Below are 16,212 nucleotides of genomic sequence, written 5' to 3' on the forward strand. Positions count from 1 at the left end.
CTGCCTCTCCTGGACCTCTCCGCCGGGGGGGATCATCCCCCCCGGACCCCCTGGAAGGGGGAAATGGGGCGCAGTGGCAGTGAAGGCGTGGGGACCGGCTGGGGCCGGCTAGGATTTGACGGATTTGGTGGCGGGCAGGAAGCGTTCGCCCGGGGCATGGAGGAAGACCATGTCCGGGAGGACGAGCGCTGTGAGGGCGCCGCCCCAGGCTGCGCCCGTGTCCAGGCCGATCTTGCCCGGCGCGACCAGCGGCGTGCGGCTGGTGGTGTGGCCGAAAACCACCGTCAGGCCCTCGGGCACAGGTCCCGTCAGAAACGCCCCCCGCACCGACAGCAGGCAGTCCGGCGGACAGGCCTCGGGCGGCAGCCCCCCGGGCAGGCCGGCGTGGACGAAGACGTAGGGTCCGATGCGGCGAAAGGATTCGAGGCCCAGAAGAAACTCCCGGTGCGCTTCCGGCAGGAAGGCCAGTCCGGCCAGGGAGGCGGCCGTCAGGTCGCCGTAGCTTTCAAGCGTGGTCTCGATGCCGAGCGTGCGCAGCAGGCGCAAATCCTCCGGATCGCCGCCGGCGGCATAGCGCAGCAGCGCCTCCTCGTGGTTCCCCAGACAGAAGACCGCGCCCGGATCGTCCCGGCGGATGGTGGCCAGGATTTCCAGCACCCCCCGGGTGTCCGGTCCCCGGTTGATGTAGTCTCCCAGAAAAATCAGCCGGTCGCGGCCGGGCGTGTAGGGCAGGTCGTCCAGCAGACGACGCAGGGCGTCGCTCTGGCCGTGGACGTCGCCTATGGCGATCAGCTTGCCGTCGGTGTCGGATGGGGCGGGAGTCACAGGGGCGTCAGGGGGGGCAGGGGTGTCGGGGGTATCGTGGAAAGCCATGGCTCTTTCGGATCGGCCGGCGAGGCGGCCGGTTGGAGGTGGGGCGCGGACGTCCGCGCCAGGGGGACGGCTTACACCGGCCCGGCCCGGACCGGAAGCCTCTTGTGCCCCCGGCCGCTGCGGCACCTGCCGGCAAAGGGTTTTCCCGGGTTGGGGGCGCATCCGGCCCCAGGGCCAGGGCTCTGTCTGGCTGCCGGTGCCCTACGAGGCGTCGCGGGCCTGCGGCGGGGCCTGGGCCGACCCGGCCGGCTTCCGGCGCAGGAGCAGGGCCCCGGCCACGGCGGTCAGGGGCGCGGCGGTGACCAGCCCGAAGCTGCCGACCAGGGTGTTGGCGATCTCGGCCGCCACATGCGGCATGGTGGCGACGTTTGTGAGCGGCACGCCCTGGGCCATAAAGACCATGAGCAGGGCCAGGCTGCCGCCGCAGTAGGCGAGCAGCAGGGTGGTGGCCATGGTCCCGACCACCACCCGGCCGACTCGCAGCCCGGACAGGCACAGGCGGCCGGCGGTGATCTCCGGGTGGTGGCCGGCTACCTCGGCCTGGCTCGCGGCCACGTCCATGGCCACGTCCATGATGGCCCCGCTGGCCCCCAGGCAGATGGTGGCCAGAAACATCCGCCCCAGGTCCAGGTGGGCGTAGCCGGTGTAGAGGAGCGTCTCGGCAAAGGGGCGCACCGCGCCGGGCAGGGCGAAACCCGGGGCCGTGGCCACGGCGAGCAGGCAGGTGACGGCCACGCCGCCCAAGGACCCGAGATAGGCGGCCAGGGACCGGCGGTTGGCTCCGCCGACCAGAAAGACGATGCCGGCCATAAGCACCCCGAGGACGCCCAGGGCCACGAAAAGCGGATCGTGGCCGCGCAGGAAAAGCGGCACCAGGACCTTCCACAAAAGCAGGGCGGCGAAGAGAAAGGACAGCACGGCCTTGGCCCCGGTCAGGCCGGCGTAGAGGACCAGAGCCAGGGCGAAAAGGGCGAGGAGTCCGCCCTGCAACCCGAGCCGCCAGTGGTCCTGGGCCACGGCCGAGACGATTTTCCCGCCCCGTAGCGACAGGACGAGCAGGGCGGTGTCGCCCGGAGCGAAGACCTTGTCCAGCTCCAGCTTGCCGAGCAGGATGTTGTCGGCCACGATTTTCTGTCCGGCAAACGGCCCCGAGACCGGCTCGGCCGTGACCCGCTGCTCGCCCTCGCGCACGATGCCGTATTGGCGCACATGGGTGTTGTCGACATCGAGGATGCGGGCCTTGACCTGCACCGCGTCGGCCGGCAGCCGGTCCTCAAACCCGGTCGGCCAGTACCAGAGGCCAACGGTCAGCGCGGCGAAGACCAGAAGAAGCAGGGCCTCCCGGCGCGGGAGAAAAGCGGAAAGCTGCATGCGGACCTTTGGCGCGGCGCGCGGCCACACAGCCGTTGCCACGCTTTTTTTATATTCCCATCCGACCCGCCCCAAACGCTCATGGGGCTGCAACGGTGCGACACCTTCGCGCCCGCCACAGCCCCATGTCTCCCCCTTTCGGGGGGTCCGGGGGGGATGATCCCCCCCGGCGGTGAGGTCCAGGAGAGGCAGAGCCTCTCCTGGCCGCCGGAGGCATCTCTGCCTAATTGCTGGCCACGGCCGTCTCGCCGAGGGCCGCCGCCATTTTTTTCGACAGGTCGGTGTTGTCGTAGTAGCCGGCGAAGGCCTGGGCTCCGGGGCCCTGGGCCGAGGTGACGACGGGCACGCCGGTGTGGGAGTAGCTGGTCCAACCGATGCCGGCCTTGTTGCCCAGGATATGGGTCAGGGTCACGGCCAGGGGCTCGTAGCCGCCGTAGGCCCGGTAGTCCATTTCGTTGCCCGGCTTTTCCTTCTCGTTTTGCATGCTGCGACCAAAGGCTTCCTTGACGGCGGCCAGTTCGAATTCCTTGAAATACAGGCCGTGGGGGTCGGCCGGCGAGGTGTTGTCCTCGTTGGGCTTGGGCGCGGCCTTCATGGCTTCGAGGTCGGCGGCGGTCGGCACGACGAGGCCGAAACTTTCCTTGATCAGGGGTGCGACATCCTCGAACCTGGCCGTCGTCGCGTCGTGGGTCTTTTTGTATTCCGCCAGGGCGGCCGCGAACCTGAGGAACGAGTCCTTCTGGCTTTTCAAGTAATCGTAGTAGTTGCCGTAGCGGGTGCCGGCGAAGCCGAGCGTCAGGCCGCCGCATTCGTGGTCGCCGGTGACCACGATCAAGGTCTCGTCGGGGTGGGCCTTGGCAAAGGCGACGGCCTCGGCCACGGCGGCGTCAAAGGCCAGGGTGTCGCTGATCGAGGCGGCGGCGTCGTTGGCGTGGCAGGCCCAGTCGATCTTGCCACCTTCGACCATGAGGAAAAAGCCCTTGGGGTTGTCGAGCAGTTCGATGCCCTTGGTGGTGTACTGGGCCAGCGTCAGGCCCTTGTCGTCCCCGCCTCCGTCAGCGTCAAGGGCGTAGGGCAGGGCCTTGTCGGCATCGAGTTCGGGATTGACGGCCACGAGTTTGGTGCCGGGCTTGGCGGCCAGGATGGCCTCTCTGGTGTCGGCCACGGTGTAGCCGGCGGTCCGCATGGCGTCGAGGGCGTTTGGCTTCTCGCCGTCCGTCTTCGACTTCTTGCCGGCCGGGTCCTTGAAGCCGCCGCCGCCGAAGTAGTCGAAGCCGCTTTTGGCCGCGTCCAGGGCGATTTCGTAGTAGTTGTTGCGGCTGGCCTGATGGGAATAGAAGCAGGCCGGGGTGGCGTGGTCCAGGGACACGCTGGAGATGATGCCGACCTTCATGCCCTTGTCCCGGGCCTTTTCGGCCAGGGTGGGCACGGGGTTTTTCGCGCCGTCGACGCCGATGGCGCCGTTGTAGGTCTTGACGCCCGAGGCGATGGCCGTGCCGGCCGCGCCCGAGTCGGTGATGATGGAGTTGAGGGACGAGGTGGCGGTCAGGCCCTGGACCGGCATCCGGTTCATGGCTAGCCGGACGGCGCCGGGGCCGGGCTTGCCCTCCTTGGCGGCCAGGAAGTACTCGGCCGCGCTGCGCTGGGCCAGGGCCATGCCGTCGCCGATGAACAGGAAGACGTATTTCGGGGCTTGGCCGGAATCGGCCCGAACCGTGGCCGCGGCCAGAAACAGGACGGCCAGGACGATCCAGGCCACGCGGTTGATGGAAGACGCCGCAAAGGGCGGCAGGGCGTATCGGCGCATGGGTGTTACCTCCGTTGCGGTTCTCCGCAAGGCCCTAGCCCCGGCCTGGTGACAACCCCATGGCAACCCGATTGCAGTTGCCGCACTCCCCGATTCCCCCGTTGGGGAGGGTCCGGGAGGGGGTCACCCCCTCCCGGCCGCCGGAGGCATCTTCTCTTCTCCCCCTTCTCCCCCTATTCCGCCTCCGCCGCCGCAGCGGCGGCGCGGCGGTGGCGGATGTATTCGATGATGCCGGGCAGGATGGAGATGAAGATGATGACGAGGATGGCCACGCTGAAATTTTTCTTGATAAACGGCAGGTTGCCGAAGAAGTAGCCGGTGTAGACGAAAATCGCCACCCAGATGACCGCGCCGGCGATGCTGTAGGCCAGGAAGTGGGCGTAGGTCATGCGGGCGATGCCGGCGACGAAGGGGGAAAAGGTGCGCACGATCGGCACGAACCGGGCCAGGATGACGGTCTTGCCGCCGTGGCGTTCGTAGAAGGCGTGGGCCTTGAGCAGGTATTCCTTCTTGAAAAACCGGGTCTTTTCCCGCTCGAAAACAGCCGGTCCGACCCGGCGGCCGATCCAGTAGTTGAGGTTGTCGCCGATGAAGGCCGCGGCCACGAGCAGGCCGAAGATGATGTTGGGGTCCAGGACCCCGCCGCCGCACAGCGCCCCCGTGGCAAAGAGCAGGGAGTCGCCGGGCAGAAACGGCGTGACCACAAGCCCGGTCTCGCAAAAGACGATCATGAACAAAATGAAGTAGGTCCAGGTGCCGTAGTCGGCGGCGATGGCATTGAGGTATTTGTCGACGTGCAGGACGATGTCGACGAGATGCATCAGGAAATCCATGCAGGCGCACTCCTTTTCGGGCGATGGCGGGCGGCCATTGCATAGGCAGCACGGGAGCGTTTGGCAAGGGGCTTGTGCCCGGCCGGGGCTTCCCAAGGGGCGGCCGGCGCAGTAGGGTGCCCCATGGCGTCTTGCGATGTGACCCCGGCGGGGGAGGCTCCCCGCACGTCCGGCCGTTCCTTCCGGCTGGTCTGTTCCCCAAGCGAAGTTCCCCTGGTCGAGGCCCTGCTCGGGGCCACGGGGCATGTGGCCGAGCCCGAGCCGTTCTCCCCGTGGTGCCGGCGCATCGTGGCCGAGCCCACGGCCCTTGGCGCGTCCCTGGCCGCGCGGTTCGGCTGCATCCACATCCAGGACCGGTCGTCCATGCTGCCGCCGCTCTTGCTCGACCCGCCGGCCGGGGCCCGGGTGCTCGACATGTGCGCGGCCCCTGGCGGCAAGACCGGCTTTTTGGCCCAGCTTGTCGGGCCGACCGGTTTCGTCCTTGGCAACGAGCCCTCGCCGGACCGGCTGGCCACCCTGCGCCAGACCCTTTTCCGGGAAAGTCTCGCCAACGCGGCCACCTGCTCCCAGGCCGACCTGTCGCCGCACCTGCCCGAGGGGGCGTTCACGCACATCCTGCTCGATCCGCCGTGCAGCGGCTGGGGGACCCTGGATAAAAATCCCCAGGCCGCGAAAATCTGGAGCGGGGAAAAGGTCGCGCCGCTTATTGCCCTGCAACGCAAGCTCCTGGCCACGGCTGCGAATCTCCTGGCCCCGGGCGGGCGGCTCCTCTATTCCACCTGCACCACCAATGTGGCGGAAAACGAGGACCAGACGCGGTTCGCCCTGGAGAGCCTGCCGCTGGTCCCGGTGCCGCTGGCCCCGCCGGCCGGGTTCGTGTTCGAGGCCCCGCGCCGGGACGATGTTTCGGGCGTCCTGCGGGTGGACAGCGCCGCCTCGGCGGCCCAGGGCTTTTACATGGCTTTTTTCGAAAAGGCGGGAGGAACGCCGGTCGTCCGGGAAGACCGGGAACTGCCGGGCGCGCCTGTGCCGGAAAAGGCCCTTCGGGCGGCGGGCTGCGATCCGGCCGGGCTGCCGGCCGGGGCGGTCCGGGCCTTTGGCGAGAAGGTGTTTTTCCTGCCGGCCGGGGCGGCCATGCTGCCGGCCGGCTTCCGGTTCCAGGGCCACGCCCTGGGCACGTACCGGGCCGGCGTGTTCCGGCCGAGCGCCCGGGCCCGGCTGCTGGTGCCGCCGGCCGGGCCGGCGGCGGGGTTGAACGAGGAGGCGCTTTGCCGTATCGAGGCGCTCCTGGCCGGCCAGAGCCTGCCGGCCGGCGATCTGCCGCCAAGGCCCGGCCTCTATTACCGGGGGCTGCCCCTGGGGTTTCTGGCCCGCAAGGGCGCGCGGCTTTTGTGGTCTGACAGGTAACCAAGGCTCAACGCTCAATCGGAGGACGCATGCACGGGAGCGATCGTAAACTGGCGCGGCTTTTTCATCCCCTGACGGGCAAGATGGTCATCGCGCCCCTGGACCACGGCGTGATGGAGGGGATGCTGACCGGCCTCGAGGAGCTGCAGCGGCTGCTCGAAATGGTCGGGGAATTTCCCGTGCAGGGCATCGTGCTCAACAAGGGGGCGCTTCGGGCCTACCTGCAGGACGTGCCGCTTTTTTCCCAGGCCATTGCCCAGCTTTCCGGCGGCACGAGGCACTGCCTGCCGCCGTACGCCCGCTCGCTCATGTGCGGCGCGGCCGAGGCGTTGCGTCTGGGGGCCGACATGGTGGCCGTGCAGGTCAACATCGCCAACGAGATGGAAGACCGGATGCTGGCCGACATGGGGGCCATCGTGGACGAGGCCCATGGCCTGGGCGTGCCGGTTTTGGCGCTGATCGCCCCCAAGGGCGACCGGGTGGTCAACGAGATGGATCCGAGCCTCATCAACCACTGCATTCGCCTGGGGGCCGAGCTCGGAGCCGACGTGACCGGCGTGCCCTATTCCGGGGATGCCCGCAGTTTCGGCCGGGCGGTCGGGGCGTCGGCCACGCCGGTGGTGGTGACGGGCGGCCCGTCCAAGGCGGATTTCAAGAGCTTCGCCGGCATGATCGAGGCGGCGCTCGAAGCCGGCGCGTCCGGCACCTGCATCGGCAGAAACGTCTTTCAAAATCCCAATCCGCGCGAGGCCATGCGCCGGATCGTGGAAATCGTGCACGGCCCGGAGGTCCTGGCCGAGGCCGAAGCGGCCGTGGCCGCGGTCAAGGCGGCCGAGGCCCAAGCCGAGGCGGCCGAGCGGAACCCGGCCGGCGACGTGGCCGGGGATTAGCCGTTCGACGCGTTTTTTCGCCGTGAAAAGGCCGGGGCCTCCCCCGGCCCGAAAACGGCGAACCCCTCCCGGCATGGCCGAAAGGGGTTCGCAAGCAGGCCGAAACGGCCGTGCCCCCAGGGGCGCGGCCGTTTCGGCGTTTGGAGAAGTTCGGGCCGGTTCAGGCCTTGTGGTCCGCCAGGTTTCCGGTCCGGATCTCGGCCAGGGCCGGTTCGCCCGAAGGGACGTCCTTTTCGGCCTGGGTGAGGGCCGAAGGCCCGGTGATGGAAAAGGGGCGGCGTCCGGCCGGCTCCAGGCCGTCGGCAAAGGCGATGGAGTGGTAGCCGTCGGAAACGCCGACAACGAAGTCAGCCATGGCGTCCTCCAAAGACCCCTACTTGGCCACGTCGGCTTGCAGCTGTTTGGCCATCTCGGAAATCTTGGCCACGGCGGCCTTCTGCTCGGCCGTATCGAGGCCGGCGGCCAGACTTTCGGCCGAAGCCGCGAAGGCGGCCAGCCGGTCGGCGGCCATCTGTTTGCGGATGGTGGCCGGCAGGTTCTCGAACGTCGCCACCTTGACCTCCACGGCCGCCACCTTGGCCGGGACATCGGCCACGGACTGGGCCACGGCCGCCAGCTTGGCATCCAGGGCCACGTACACGCCAAGGGCCAGAATCACGGCCAAAAGGGCGATGGCCAGGCCGGCCCGGGCCGAATTGGCGGTTTCCTTGGCCTCCACTACGGGGTTGTTGACTTTGCTTTCAACATCGTCGCCATACAGAGCCCGGACTTTCTTTTCCATCCCAAGCATAAGGCGTCTCCTCCCAGGGGGTTTTTGGAATTCAAAAAAGTACTATCCCAAAGCGGTTACGCCCACAATGGAAAAGAGTCCAACAGCCCGTTTCTCTGACCCTTTTTCCGGATTTCCCATCCCCTTCCTGTCCTGAGCGCTCAGTCAGAAAGACCCTTTGCAGTCCGAGACCGGCCACAACAGCCGTGTCAAAGATCCTTCAATCCCGTCCGACCCACGGCCCGGCCTGCCGGCGAACCGGCAGGCCGGGCCCGGGAATTTTTTCCTTTCGCCGCCAAAACGGACGGGAACTGGCTGGTTTTGGTCCGGCATCCGTGGACTGATGGGGATTGTGGGCGGCGGGAAGCCGCCGCGAAAAGGGGAGACCAACCATGATCCTGCGCTGCCGCCTGTGCCATGCCGCCATTGCCGCCTTCAGTCCCGCCGACCTCAGCCTGCCGATGACCGGCGCCATGTTCGGCCCCCTTGAGCCCGGCTTTCCGCCGCCCTTTGATCCTGAAGCCTCCTTTGACGCCGCCCGTTGTCCCTTCTGCCGCCACCACCCCCAGGGCTACGACCCGGCCGGCCGGGCCACCCTGGAGACCGGAACCGGCCCCTGGCCCGTCGGCGGCACAGTCCGCCGCGTCGCCAAGGCCCATTCGAAAAAGGAGGGGAAGTGATGTCCGACGCTGTCACGACCACCGCACTCCTGCCCCCGGCCGAACGGCCGGACCAGGTCGGCCGCCGCGTCTTCGAGCTCCTGGAGGCCGTGGTCCGCGACAAGGCCCGGCTTGGCCTCAACGAGAAGTGGACCCGCCACTACCGGCTCGGCCAGAACCGGGCCTGGCGGGGCCTTGTCCAGCCCGGGGTGCCGCTGGTCAGCGCCAATCTTCTCCATCTGCACCGCCAGCGCACGGTCAACATGCTGACCGACAACCATCCGACCTTCAACGTCAACCGGATCGGCCCCACCGGCGACGAGGAGCTTTTCCGGGCCCTCGAACGGGCGGCCGCCTGGTGGTGGACCGAGCAGGAGCAGCAGGCCGTGCTCGAACGGTCGGTCCTAAACGGCGAGACCTACGGCCTGGCCGTGGAAAAAGTCGTGTTCGACCCGGACCTGGAATACGGCCTGGGCGAGGTCCGCACCGTGGTGGTCGATCCCTTTGCCTTTGGCGTCTATCCGACCGCCTGTCCGGACATCCAGGACGCCGAGGCCGTGCTCCATTTCACGCCCATGACCCTTCGCGAGGCGGCCAGGCGTTGGCCCGAGGCGGCCGGCCGGCTGACCAGCGATGCGGCCCTCCTGGCCGATCTCGGCGACGGCCGCCGCGAGGCGGCCACCGGCGACGGCAGCCGGCGCGGCCTTTTCGCCCGGTTCGGCGAGGTGGTCCGGACGCTGGCCGGCGCGGGCCAGACGGACGGGCCGTCTGAGGACACCACGCTGGTGTGCGAGTGCTGGGTCAAGGACTACGCCATGACCTCCGACGGGCCACGCTACCCCGGCTGTATCCGCTGCGTCACCGTGGCCGGGGCCGGCGGCCTGGTCCTTTCCGACCGGGGCAATCCCTCGGTCAATCCGGCCCTCACCCCGGACGAGGCCATGGCCACCTACCTCTACGACCGGTTTCCCTTTGCCCTGGCCAACTCCCTGACCGATCCGGCCAGCCTTTGGGGGGCGTCCGACTTCGAGCAGCTGGCCGAGCTCCAGACGGAAGTGAACAAATGCCTGTCCCAGCTCACCTACCACAAGGACCGCTGCGCCAGGCCCAAAATCATCAATCCGCGCGATTCGGGCGTGGCCAACGCCGCCTTCACCAATCGCCTGGGCATCGTCAATCCGGCCTCCATGGCCGCGGCCCAGGGCATTCGCTACCTGGAATTCGCCAACAACACCAAGGACATCGAAAGCGTGCTGGCCATCTACCGCGAGCTTTTCAGCCAGATCTCCGGCCTTGGCGAACTGGAGCGGGCCGGCTCCCCGGACCATCCGGTCATCGCCTACAAGGCCATCTCGGCCCTGATCGAGCAGGCGGCGACGCTTCTTCGCGGCAAGATCCGCAACTATTCTCGCCTGGTCCGGGAACGCGGCCGGATGTTTCTGAGCCACATGCAGAACTGGTACACCGAGGAACGCTGGATCAGCTTCGCCGAAAACGGCCGGGCCTCGGTCGCGCCCGTAAGCGGCGCCAAGTGCCGCGTGCCCGCCCGCCTGACCGTGGTCTCCGGTTCCACCATGCCCGTTTCCAAGGTGCAGCAGCGCGAGGAGGCCCTGGCCCTCTACGAAATGGGGGCCATCGACCGCCGGGACCTGCTCGAAAAGCTCGACTGGTCCGGCCGCGCCGCCGTGCTGGAGCGGATGGGAGAAGAGAAGAACCGAGGGGACGCTGTCCCCTCGGGCTCCCCTGCCGGGGGGGATCATCCCCCCCGGACCTCCCGAAAGGGAGAAGGGCGGGGGAGCGGTGGGTCTTCTCCGGCAGCGGAGACAGATACGAAGGAAGGGGAGGCCAGGCATGCCGCTTTATGACTTCGAGTGCCGGGCCTGCGGCCGCGTTTTCGAGGCCATGGCCGCCATGGACGCGGGGGAGGGTCGGTGCGCCTGCGGCGGATCGGCCAGGCGGCTGGTCGGCGTCGGCCGGGCCTACCGGGCCGACGCTCCCTGGCTCGAAACCGTGGCCGCCGTGGTCGAGAAGGATTCGGCCAGGCCCCATGTCCGGGCCTTTCTGGCCGAGCCCAGCCGGGCCAACCACCGCCGCTGGATGCGCGGCGAGGGGCTGCGGCCCCTGGAAGCCGGCGAGGCCCGGCCCGCCCCGTCCGGCGGCGGGTCCGTCCGGCGCGAGGTCTGGGACCGGTTCGCGGCCCGGCGCGGCCGCAACTGAGGCCCTGGCCGCATCCCGTTCGAATTTCCGTCAACCCAAGCCCAAAGGGGGAGGTCATGGAAACCGACCGCACGAGCGAGCCCAAGGCGGCTCCCGAGGACGCCGGCATCGCCGGCCTGGAAACGGTCTTTGCCGACCTGGAGGCCCGCCTGGATGCCCTCCTGGAAGCCCGGCTGGACGCCGTGGAAACCCGCCGCAAGGAGGCCGAGCGCGGAGCACTTCTCGCCCGGTTCGCCGCCGACAATCCGGATTTTACGGACCTGTCCGCCGCCGGCGTCCTGGAGGCCCAGAAGCGCGGCAATCCGCTCCTGGACGACGTGGGGGCCTATTTCGCCCACCATCTGGCCGCCGCCCGGGAAGCCGGCGACGCCGCCCTGGCCAAGGCCCGGGAAGAGGCCGCGTCCCAGGCCGAGGCCGACGCCCTGGCCCGGTTTAAGGCCAAGCGTCTGGCCCAGACCGTCACCGCCGCCCCGACCGGGGCCGGGCGCGGCCGGGACGGCGCGCCGGAGCTGGCCGCGCCCGGGCAGTTCGGCGGCATAAACGCCGTGCTGGCCGCCCGTCTGGCCGCCCGCCGCCAATCCGCCGGCATTTAACCGCAAGGAGGATACCGCATGTCGCTTTCCCTGACCGAGATCGAAGCCATCACCAGCGACTATTTCGCCGCGTCGAGCGGCAAGGCCGTGGACATCTATTTCCGCAACTCCTTTCTCCTGGACCTCCTCATGAACCGTCAGGCCGGCCTCTTCGAGCGTCCGGCCGGCGGCGAAAAGATCCGGGTGCCGCTCAACTACTCCGATGCCGAGGGCGGTTTTTTCACCCGCTCCGACACCCTGTCGAGCGACGACCGGGTCACGGTCAACGCCGCGTCGTTCCACTGGAAGCACGCCTACGGCAACGCCACCGTCTACCTGACCGACGAGGTGGCTGCGGCCGGGGACTACGCCGCCGTCCAGTTCGTGACCCAGAAGCTCGAAACCGCCCAGCGGACCTGCGCCAGCTGGCTGGCCTCCACCCTCTATTCGGCGGCCGGCGACGAGGCCCCGACGCTCACCGGCCTTCGCGCCCTGACCTCGCCCGACGCGGCCAAGCCCTACGGCGGCATCGCCGAGAGCGACCTGGTGGCGTCCGACGGCACCACGCCCTGGAAGGGCCTGACCAACGACGCGGCCGGGGCCATGAGCCTCGAGGCCCTGCAGGAGCTCCGCAGCCTGGCCAAGGTCTCCGACGGCCGCGACGGCAAGCCCAACGTGGCCGTGACCACCGAGAGCCTCTACAACAAGGTCTCCCGGATCCTGCAAGTCCAGCAGCGCTACGTCACCGACGACGGCGTGGCCAGTGCCGGCTTCACCCATCTCGTCTACGAGGGCATGGTCCTGGCCGCCGACGACTACTGCCCGGCCGGCCACTGCTTTGCCATCAACACCAACTACCTGGGATTTGCCATCCACCAGAACGGCTTTTTCGCCCGCCAGCCCTGGGTCGACCTGGCCGGCCCGGCCGGCAGGTCCATGAAGATCCTGTGGCACGGCAACCTCATCTGCTCCAACCGCAAGGCCCACGCCTGCCACACCAACCTGTCCTAGTGTCGCGTTCTCGAAATTCGTACATACGAATTTCGAGAATAACATATTTAAATAATTGTTTTTTTCTAAAAAATATTAACATATTTTTTAGCGAACGCCACACGAGCGCATTCCCCGCCCGGGGGGTCCGGGGGGGATGATCCCCCCCGGCCGCCGGAGGCATCTTCTCTTCACCAAAGGAGGAACAGATGGCCCAGCCCATGAAATTGAGCTTCACCCAGGACGTGGCCGAGACCTCGCCGGCCAAGCGCGAGGCGGTGGGGGCCCTGCGCATCACCGCCGACGGGCGCAAGTTCCGTTACGCCAGGGCCGGCGGCACGGCGCTTGCGGCCGGCACGCTGGGCTTGGCCCCGGCCGCCGTGGCCGAGCATCAGCACCTGGCCGCCGGTCCGGCCGCCGTCGGCGACCGGGTCTTGTCGCTCACTGTCGGCGCCGCGCCCGTGGTGGAAAACGCCTACGAAGACGGGTTCTTGCAGGTGGCCGAGGCCGACGGCCGGGGCCGGCAGTACCGCATCCTGTCCAACACCGCCTGCCCGGGCGGCGGCACGGTCATCCTGACCCTGGCCGAACCCGTGCGGGCCGCGCTTACCGCCGACTCCAAGGTGTCGCTCGTGCCTTCGCCCTGGGCCGGGGTCGCCGCCTCGGCCACGGAGGAGAACCTGCCGGCCGGGGTCGCGCCCTGCGACGTGCCGGCCGGGCACTACTACTTCGCCCAGACCGGCGGCGTGGCCTGCTGCCTGGCCGGGGGCGCGGCCCCCATCGGGGCCATGCTGGTGCCCGGGGCCACGGCCGGGAGCCTGGCCGCCATGAATACCACCCTGGACGTGGACCAGCCCGTGGCTGGCGTGGCCTTTGCCGCTGCCGCCACCGCCGGCCGCCACCAGCCCTGCTTCCTGACCCTCGACTAGGCCGTCGCCTGACCGGACCCGCGCCCCGGGCGCGGGTCCGGCCCTTCGCGGCACAACGAACAAGGGAGAACGACATGGCCGAGGCTCACATTTCCCTGCCCCGGGCGGCGGCCGAAGGGCTGCGCGTTGCCTGCCCGGACACCCTGGCCGGCCTTGTGGCCGAAGTGGCCGGCATCCTGGCCGATCCGGCTGTGGCCGAGGAGGAGATCGCCCGGGCCCTGGCCCGCGGCCTTTTCGCCGTGGCCGGCCGGGTCCGCCTGCCGTGGCTTGCGGCCGAGGCCCGGCTGCCCTTCGGACCGGGGCAGGGGGACGCCGCGCTGCCGGCGGACCTGCAGCATGGCCCGACCGATGCCTTCCTCCTCCCCGGGCGTTGCCGGGTCCGGGTCCTGCCGGACCTGGCGACGCTGCGGCGGTCCGTGCGCTACGGGGCCAGGGGCCGCATCCGGGTGGCCGCGGCCGGGGCGGGACGCCTCTTTGTCCGGCCCGTGCCCGTGACGGCGGTCGAGGTGGTCCTTTCCTACCACCGGTTGCCGGACACGCTCGTCGCGCCGTCGGACCGGCCGGCCTGCTTGCCGCCGCATCTGGCCGGACCGCTTCTTGTCAGCTTCGCCTGCCGGGAATGCTTCGAGCGTCTGGAGGAGGGGGCCGGCGGGAAAAAGATCCAGACCACGGCCTACGGCGTCCGTTTCGACGCGGCCCTGGCCGAACTGCTGGCCCTGTGCCGGCCGTCCGTTTTTCAGGACGAGCCCGTGGACTTGCCCGTTGTCGGAGAGAGTTCCTACGCTTTCGGGGAGGACTGGCCGTGAGTCCGGACTGCCGCTTCACCGTCTGTCTCGGCCTTGGCACGTCCGCCTCGCCGGCGGGCCTGGTCTGCGACCCGGCTTCCGGCCGCTATGAACTGGCCGAGGCCGTCAACGTCGAAGTGGCGGCCGGCCGGATCGTCCGCCGGCCGGGGATGATCCGCCTGTCGGACACGGGATTTGCCGACCTCTTTTCCGACGGCCCGAATCTCTACGGGGTGCGGGACGGTGGCCTCTGGCACATCCCGGACCAGGGCGGGCCGCGTCTCTTGCGGGACGGGCTCACGCCCGGGGCCCGGATGGCCTTTGTGGCCGTCGGCGGCACGGTCTACTTCGCCAACGGCCACGAAACCGGCCGCATCCGCGACGGCGTGGCCACGGACTGGAAGAGCGCGGGGGCCTACCCCGGCCCGGACCGGTCCGGCCGGTACGTGCCGCCGCCGGCCGGGCATCTGCTCGCCGCCTTTGCCGGCCGGATCTTCCTCGCCTGCGGCAGCCTCGTCCGGTTCACCGAAGGGGCCGGGCTCTTGGAGTGGGTCGATTCCCTGGCCGGGTTCCTGCCGCCGGCCACCGGCCGGGTGCGGCTCCTGGCCCCGGTCACGGGCGGCCTTTTCATCGGGGACGACGCCGGCGTGGTCTTTGCCGCCGGCACGGACCCCAAAACCATGGCCTTCGCCCGGGTCTGCCCGGCCCCGCCCCTGCCCGGGAGCGAGGTCCTGCTGCCGGCCGGCCGGCGCGAGGCCGTGGCCGGCCGGGACCTCTGCGGCGACGCGGTCCTGTGGGCCGCACCCGACGGCCTCTACTGCGGACTGGCTTCGGGCCGGGTCAGCCGGCTGGCCGCGGCCAACATCCCGGCCGCTTGCGCCGTGGCCGTGGCCGACCATGGCCGCTACCGCCTCTATTGCAGCGAATAAGGCACGATTTCCGCAACCTTTTGCCAAGGAGAGCCCCATGGCCCTGCGTCTTTCCACCGGTCTTCGCAACAAGCTGCTCGGCACCCAGGGACTGAAGACCATCATGCAAAACGGCGTCATCCGCATCTATCCGGGCGTGCAGCCGGCCAGCGCCGACGATGCCGAGGGGGCCACCCACCTGATCGAGGTGACCGTCTCCTCGGGCGCCTTCACCCCGGGCACGGCCACCAATGGCCTGAACTTCGCCGACCCGGCCGCCGGGGCCTGCGCCAAGACCACGGCCGAAGTCTGGTCCGGCGCGGCGGCGGCCACGGGCACGGCCGGCTGGTTCCGTTTCTACGCCAACGACCGGACCACCGGTGCGGACGCCAGCCACGCCCGCTTCGACGGCTCGGTCTCGACCTCCGGGGCCCAGCTCAACATGTCGAGCACGGCTATCACCGCCGGAGCCACCACCACCATCGACAGCTTCACCGTGACCATGCCGGCCTCGTAGGAGAATCGTGTCCAAAAAGAGCTGGCCTATCGGGGCTGCGCCCCGGACCACGCCGGGGGGAATCATCCCCCCGGCCCCGGGGTGGTGAAACAAGCACGCCGGACGCAGCCGGAGGGAAGCCATGTCCGATATCTATCCGCTCGCCATGCACTGCCGGTTCGAGGGCTTTCCGGCCCGCGTCCGGGTCGTGTGCGGCCGGGCGTTTTCCGAGGCCCGGAGCACGCCCTTTTCCTTCGGCAGCCGGGTGGACCTGTCCCGGACGCCGCAAAGCGGGGTGCCGGCCGGAGCGCTCGTTCCCGGCGAGCCCCTGCCGGCCCTGGAAACCGTCTATGCCGACACCGGCGACGACCACGTCTTCCACCTCAAAGTGGCCCACTACGGCTACGGCCGGTTCTACCAGGCGGCGGCCGGGGACGCCTGCTACACCCTGGCCCTTGTCAAGGGCCTGCGGGTCGAGGCCCTTGGCATCTGCCGCTCCTTCGAGACGGTCGACATCTGGGAGACCCGGATTCCGGCCGCAACCGACCTGTCCGCCGTCCCGGTAGCATCGCCCGGGGCGGTGGTGGTCCAGGACGCGGACCCGGGCACCGGCGTGGTCTGGTTCGTCGGCGACATGCCGGGCGAGGGCTTGGTCGTGCGCGGCAGCCTCCAGCTCGGTGGTCAGGTCCACCTCCAAATCTAGGAA

18 protein-coding genes are annotated in these 16,212 nt (G+C 69.3%); 12 read left to right on the forward strand and 6 right to left on the reverse strand.

The features are described from left to right. Window positions 1-108: 108 nt before the first annotated feature. The 4 genes from DFW101_RS14950 to DFW101_RS14965 all read right to left on the reverse strand — a co-directional run bounded on the left by DFW101_RS14950 (window position 109) and on the right by DFW101_RS14965 (window position 4,884). Complete coding sequence (locus DFW101_RS14950; protein ID WP_009182361.1) at window positions 109-873, reverse strand: metallophosphoesterase family protein; 765 nt, start codon at window positions 871-873, stop codon at window positions 109-111. Between the two features lie 201 nt (window positions 874-1,074). Further along, on the reverse strand, window positions 1,075-2,244 hold the full coding sequence (locus DFW101_RS14955) for a YibE/F family protein (protein ID WP_009182362.1): 1,170 nt from the start codon (window positions 2,242-2,244) through the stop codon (window positions 1,075-1,077). Window positions 2,245-2,467: 223 nt separating this feature from the next. Further along, window positions 2,468-4,051 carry an alkaline phosphatase gene (locus DFW101_RS14960; RefSeq protein ID WP_009182363.1) on the reverse strand — a complete coding sequence of 528 codons (1,584 nt, stop codon included), beginning with the start codon at window positions 4,049-4,051 and terminating at the stop codon, window positions 2,468-2,470. Between the two features lie 173 nt (window positions 4,052-4,224). Then, the gene (locus DFW101_RS14965) at window positions 4,225-4,884 is read right to left on the reverse strand and encodes a DedA family protein (RefSeq protein WP_009182364.1); all 660 of its coding nucleotides are present in this window, start codon (window positions 4,882-4,884) and stop codon (window positions 4,225-4,227) included. Window positions 4,885-5,007: 123 nt separating this feature from the next. Here DFW101_RS14965 and DFW101_RS14970 point away from each other — a divergent pair, with 123 nt between their 5' ends. Both DFW101_RS14970 and DFW101_RS14975 read left to right on the forward strand, forming a co-directional pair. Continuing rightward, window positions 5,008-6,291 carry an RsmB/NOP family class I SAM-dependent RNA methyltransferase gene (locus DFW101_RS14970; RefSeq protein ID WP_009182365.1) on the forward strand — a complete coding sequence of 428 codons (1,284 nt, stop codon included), beginning with the start codon at window positions 5,008-5,010 and terminating at the stop codon, window positions 6,289-6,291. A 29-nt stretch (window positions 6,292-6,320) separates the two neighbouring features. Next, window positions 6,321-7,181 (forward strand): class I fructose-bisphosphate aldolase, encoded by an 861-nt coding sequence (locus tag DFW101_RS14975; RefSeq protein ID WP_009182366.1) that lies wholly within the window; start codon window positions 6,321-6,323, stop codon window positions 7,179-7,181. A gap of 160 nt (window positions 7,182-7,341) precedes the next feature. Here the strand turns inward: DFW101_RS14975 and DFW101_RS14980 are convergent, their stop codons facing one another. Both DFW101_RS14980 and DFW101_RS14985 read right to left on the reverse strand, forming a co-directional pair. Further along, window positions 7,342-7,536, reverse strand: coding sequence for a hypothetical protein (locus DFW101_RS14980; RefSeq protein WP_009182367.1), 195 nt, complete (start codon window positions 7,534-7,536; stop codon window positions 7,342-7,344). A gap of 18 nt (window positions 7,537-7,554) precedes the next feature. Further along, window positions 7,555-7,971 (reverse strand): hypothetical protein, encoded by a 417-nt coding sequence (locus DFW101_RS14985; protein ID WP_009182368.1) that lies wholly within the window; start codon window positions 7,969-7,971, stop codon window positions 7,555-7,557. Window positions 7,972-8,342: 371 nt separating this feature from the next. Between DFW101_RS14985 and DFW101_RS14990 the strand changes: the two genes are divergently transcribed. The 10 genes from DFW101_RS14990 to DFW101_RS15035 all read left to right on the forward strand — a co-directional run bounded on the left by DFW101_RS14990 (window position 8,343) and on the right by DFW101_RS15035 (window position 16,209). Then, window positions 8,343-8,630 carry a hypothetical protein gene (locus tag DFW101_RS14990; RefSeq protein WP_009182369.1) on the forward strand — a complete coding sequence of 96 codons (288 nt, stop codon included), beginning with the start codon at window positions 8,343-8,345 and terminating at the stop codon, window positions 8,628-8,630. After that, the gene (locus tag DFW101_RS14995; protein ID WP_009182370.1) at window positions 8,630-10,474 is read left to right on the forward strand and encodes a portal protein; all 1,845 of its coding nucleotides are present in this window, start codon (window positions 8,630-8,632) and stop codon (window positions 10,472-10,474) included. Before DFW101_RS14990 ends, DFW101_RS14995 begins: the two co-directional genes overlap by 1 nt. Continuing rightward, on the forward strand, window positions 10,461-10,826 hold the full coding sequence (locus DFW101_RS15000; protein WP_009182371.1) for a zinc ribbon domain-containing protein: 366 nt from the start codon (window positions 10,461-10,463) through the stop codon (window positions 10,824-10,826). Before DFW101_RS14995 ends, DFW101_RS15000 begins: the two co-directional genes overlap by 14 nt. A 56-nt stretch (window positions 10,827-10,882) precedes the next feature. Next, window positions 10,883-11,419, forward strand: coding sequence for a hypothetical protein (locus DFW101_RS15005; protein ID WP_009182372.1), 537 nt, complete (start codon window positions 10,883-10,885; stop codon window positions 11,417-11,419). A gap of 18 nt (window positions 11,420-11,437) precedes the next feature. After that, window positions 11,438-12,409, forward strand: coding sequence for a phage major capsid protein (locus tag DFW101_RS15010; RefSeq protein WP_009182373.1), 972 nt, complete (start codon window positions 11,438-11,440; stop codon window positions 12,407-12,409). A 188-nt stretch (window positions 12,410-12,597) separates the two neighbouring features. Continuing rightward, on the forward strand, window positions 12,598-13,317 hold the full coding sequence (locus tag DFW101_RS15015; RefSeq protein ID WP_009182374.1) for a hypothetical protein: 720 nt from the start codon (window positions 12,598-12,600) through the stop codon (window positions 13,315-13,317). A 74-nt stretch (window positions 13,318-13,391) separates the two neighbouring features. After that, window positions 13,392-14,123: a phage adaptor protein gene (locus tag DFW101_RS15020; RefSeq protein ID WP_009182375.1), complete on the forward strand. Its 732-nt coding sequence runs from the start codon at window positions 13,392-13,394 to the stop codon at window positions 14,121-14,123. Further along, the gene (locus tag DFW101_RS15025) at window positions 14,120-15,031 is read left to right on the forward strand and encodes a hypothetical protein (RefSeq protein WP_009182376.1); all 912 of its coding nucleotides are present in this window, start codon (window positions 14,120-14,122) and stop codon (window positions 15,029-15,031) included. The genes DFW101_RS15020 and DFW101_RS15025 overlap by 4 nt, the downstream gene beginning before the upstream one ends. 37 nt (window positions 15,032-15,068) lie before the next feature. Continuing rightward, a complete protein-coding gene (locus tag DFW101_RS15030; protein ID WP_009182377.1) occupies window positions 15,069-15,527 on the forward strand; it encodes a hypothetical protein in 459 nt (152 codons plus the stop codon). Between the two features lie 121 nt (window positions 15,528-15,648). Further along, window positions 15,649-16,209 (forward strand): hypothetical protein, encoded by a 561-nt coding sequence (locus DFW101_RS15035; protein WP_009182378.1) that lies wholly within the window; start codon window positions 15,649-15,651, stop codon window positions 16,207-16,209. Window positions 16,210-16,212 lie beyond the last annotated feature (3 nt).

The sequence above is a fragment of the Solidesulfovibrio carbinoliphilus subsp. oakridgensis genome (genome assembly GCF_000177215.2).
Classification (GTDB): domain Bacteria; phylum Desulfobacterota; class Desulfovibrionia; order Desulfovibrionales; family Desulfovibrionaceae; genus Solidesulfovibrio; species Solidesulfovibrio carbinoliphilus.

Bases quoted from the DNA above. Each gene is read 5' to 3' on its own strand.
- DFW101_RS14950 (WP_009182361.1), bottom strand. From the start codon at position 873: ATGGCTTTCCACGATACCCCCGACACCCCTGCCCCCCCTGACGCCCCT.
- DFW101_RS14955 (WP_009182362.1), bottom strand. From the start codon at position 2,244: ATGCAGCTTTCCGCTTTTCTCCCGCGCCGGGAGGCCCTGCTTCTTCTG.
- DFW101_RS14960 (WP_009182363.1), bottom strand. From the start codon at position 4,051: ATGCGCCGATACGCCCTGCCGCCCTTTGCGGCGTCTTCCATCAACCGC.
- DFW101_RS14965 (WP_009182364.1), bottom strand. From the start codon at position 4,884: ATGGATTTCCTGATGCATCTCGTCGACATCGTCCTGCACGTCGACAAA.
- DFW101_RS14970 (WP_009182365.1), top strand. From the start codon at position 5,008: ATGGCGTCTTGCGATGTGACCCCGGCGGGGGAGGCTCCCCGCACGTCC.
- DFW101_RS14975 (WP_009182366.1), top strand. From the start codon at position 6,321: ATGCACGGGAGCGATCGTAAACTGGCGCGGCTTTTTCATCCCCTGACG.
- DFW101_RS14980 (WP_009182367.1), bottom strand. From the start codon at position 7,536: ATGGCTGACTTCGTTGTCGGCGTTTCCGACGGCTACCACTCCATCGCC.
- DFW101_RS14985 (WP_009182368.1), bottom strand. From the start codon at position 7,971: ATGCTTGGGATGGAAAAGAAAGTCCGGGCTCTGTATGGCGACGATGTT.
- DFW101_RS14990 (WP_009182369.1), top strand. From the start codon at position 8,343: ATGATCCTGCGCTGCCGCCTGTGCCATGCCGCCATTGCCGCCTTCAGT.
- DFW101_RS14995 (WP_009182370.1), top strand. From the start codon at position 8,630: ATGTCCGACGCTGTCACGACCACCGCACTCCTGCCCCCGGCCGAACGG.
- DFW101_RS15000 (WP_009182371.1), top strand. From the start codon at position 10,461: ATGCCGCTTTATGACTTCGAGTGCCGGGCCTGCGGCCGCGTTTTCGAG.
- DFW101_RS15005 (WP_009182372.1), top strand. From the start codon at position 10,883: ATGGAAACCGACCGCACGAGCGAGCCCAAGGCGGCTCCCGAGGACGCC.
- DFW101_RS15010 (WP_009182373.1), top strand. From the start codon at position 11,438: ATGTCGCTTTCCCTGACCGAGATCGAAGCCATCACCAGCGACTATTTC.
- DFW101_RS15015 (WP_009182374.1), top strand. From the start codon at position 12,598: ATGGCCCAGCCCATGAAATTGAGCTTCACCCAGGACGTGGCCGAGACC.
- DFW101_RS15020 (WP_009182375.1), top strand. From the start codon at position 13,392: ATGGCCGAGGCTCACATTTCCCTGCCCCGGGCGGCGGCCGAAGGGCTG.
- DFW101_RS15030 (WP_009182377.1), top strand. From the start codon at position 15,069: ATGGCCCTGCGTCTTTCCACCGGTCTTCGCAACAAGCTGCTCGGCACC.
- DFW101_RS15035 (WP_009182378.1), top strand. From the start codon at position 15,649: ATGTCCGATATCTATCCGCTCGCCATGCACTGCCGGTTCGAGGGCTTT.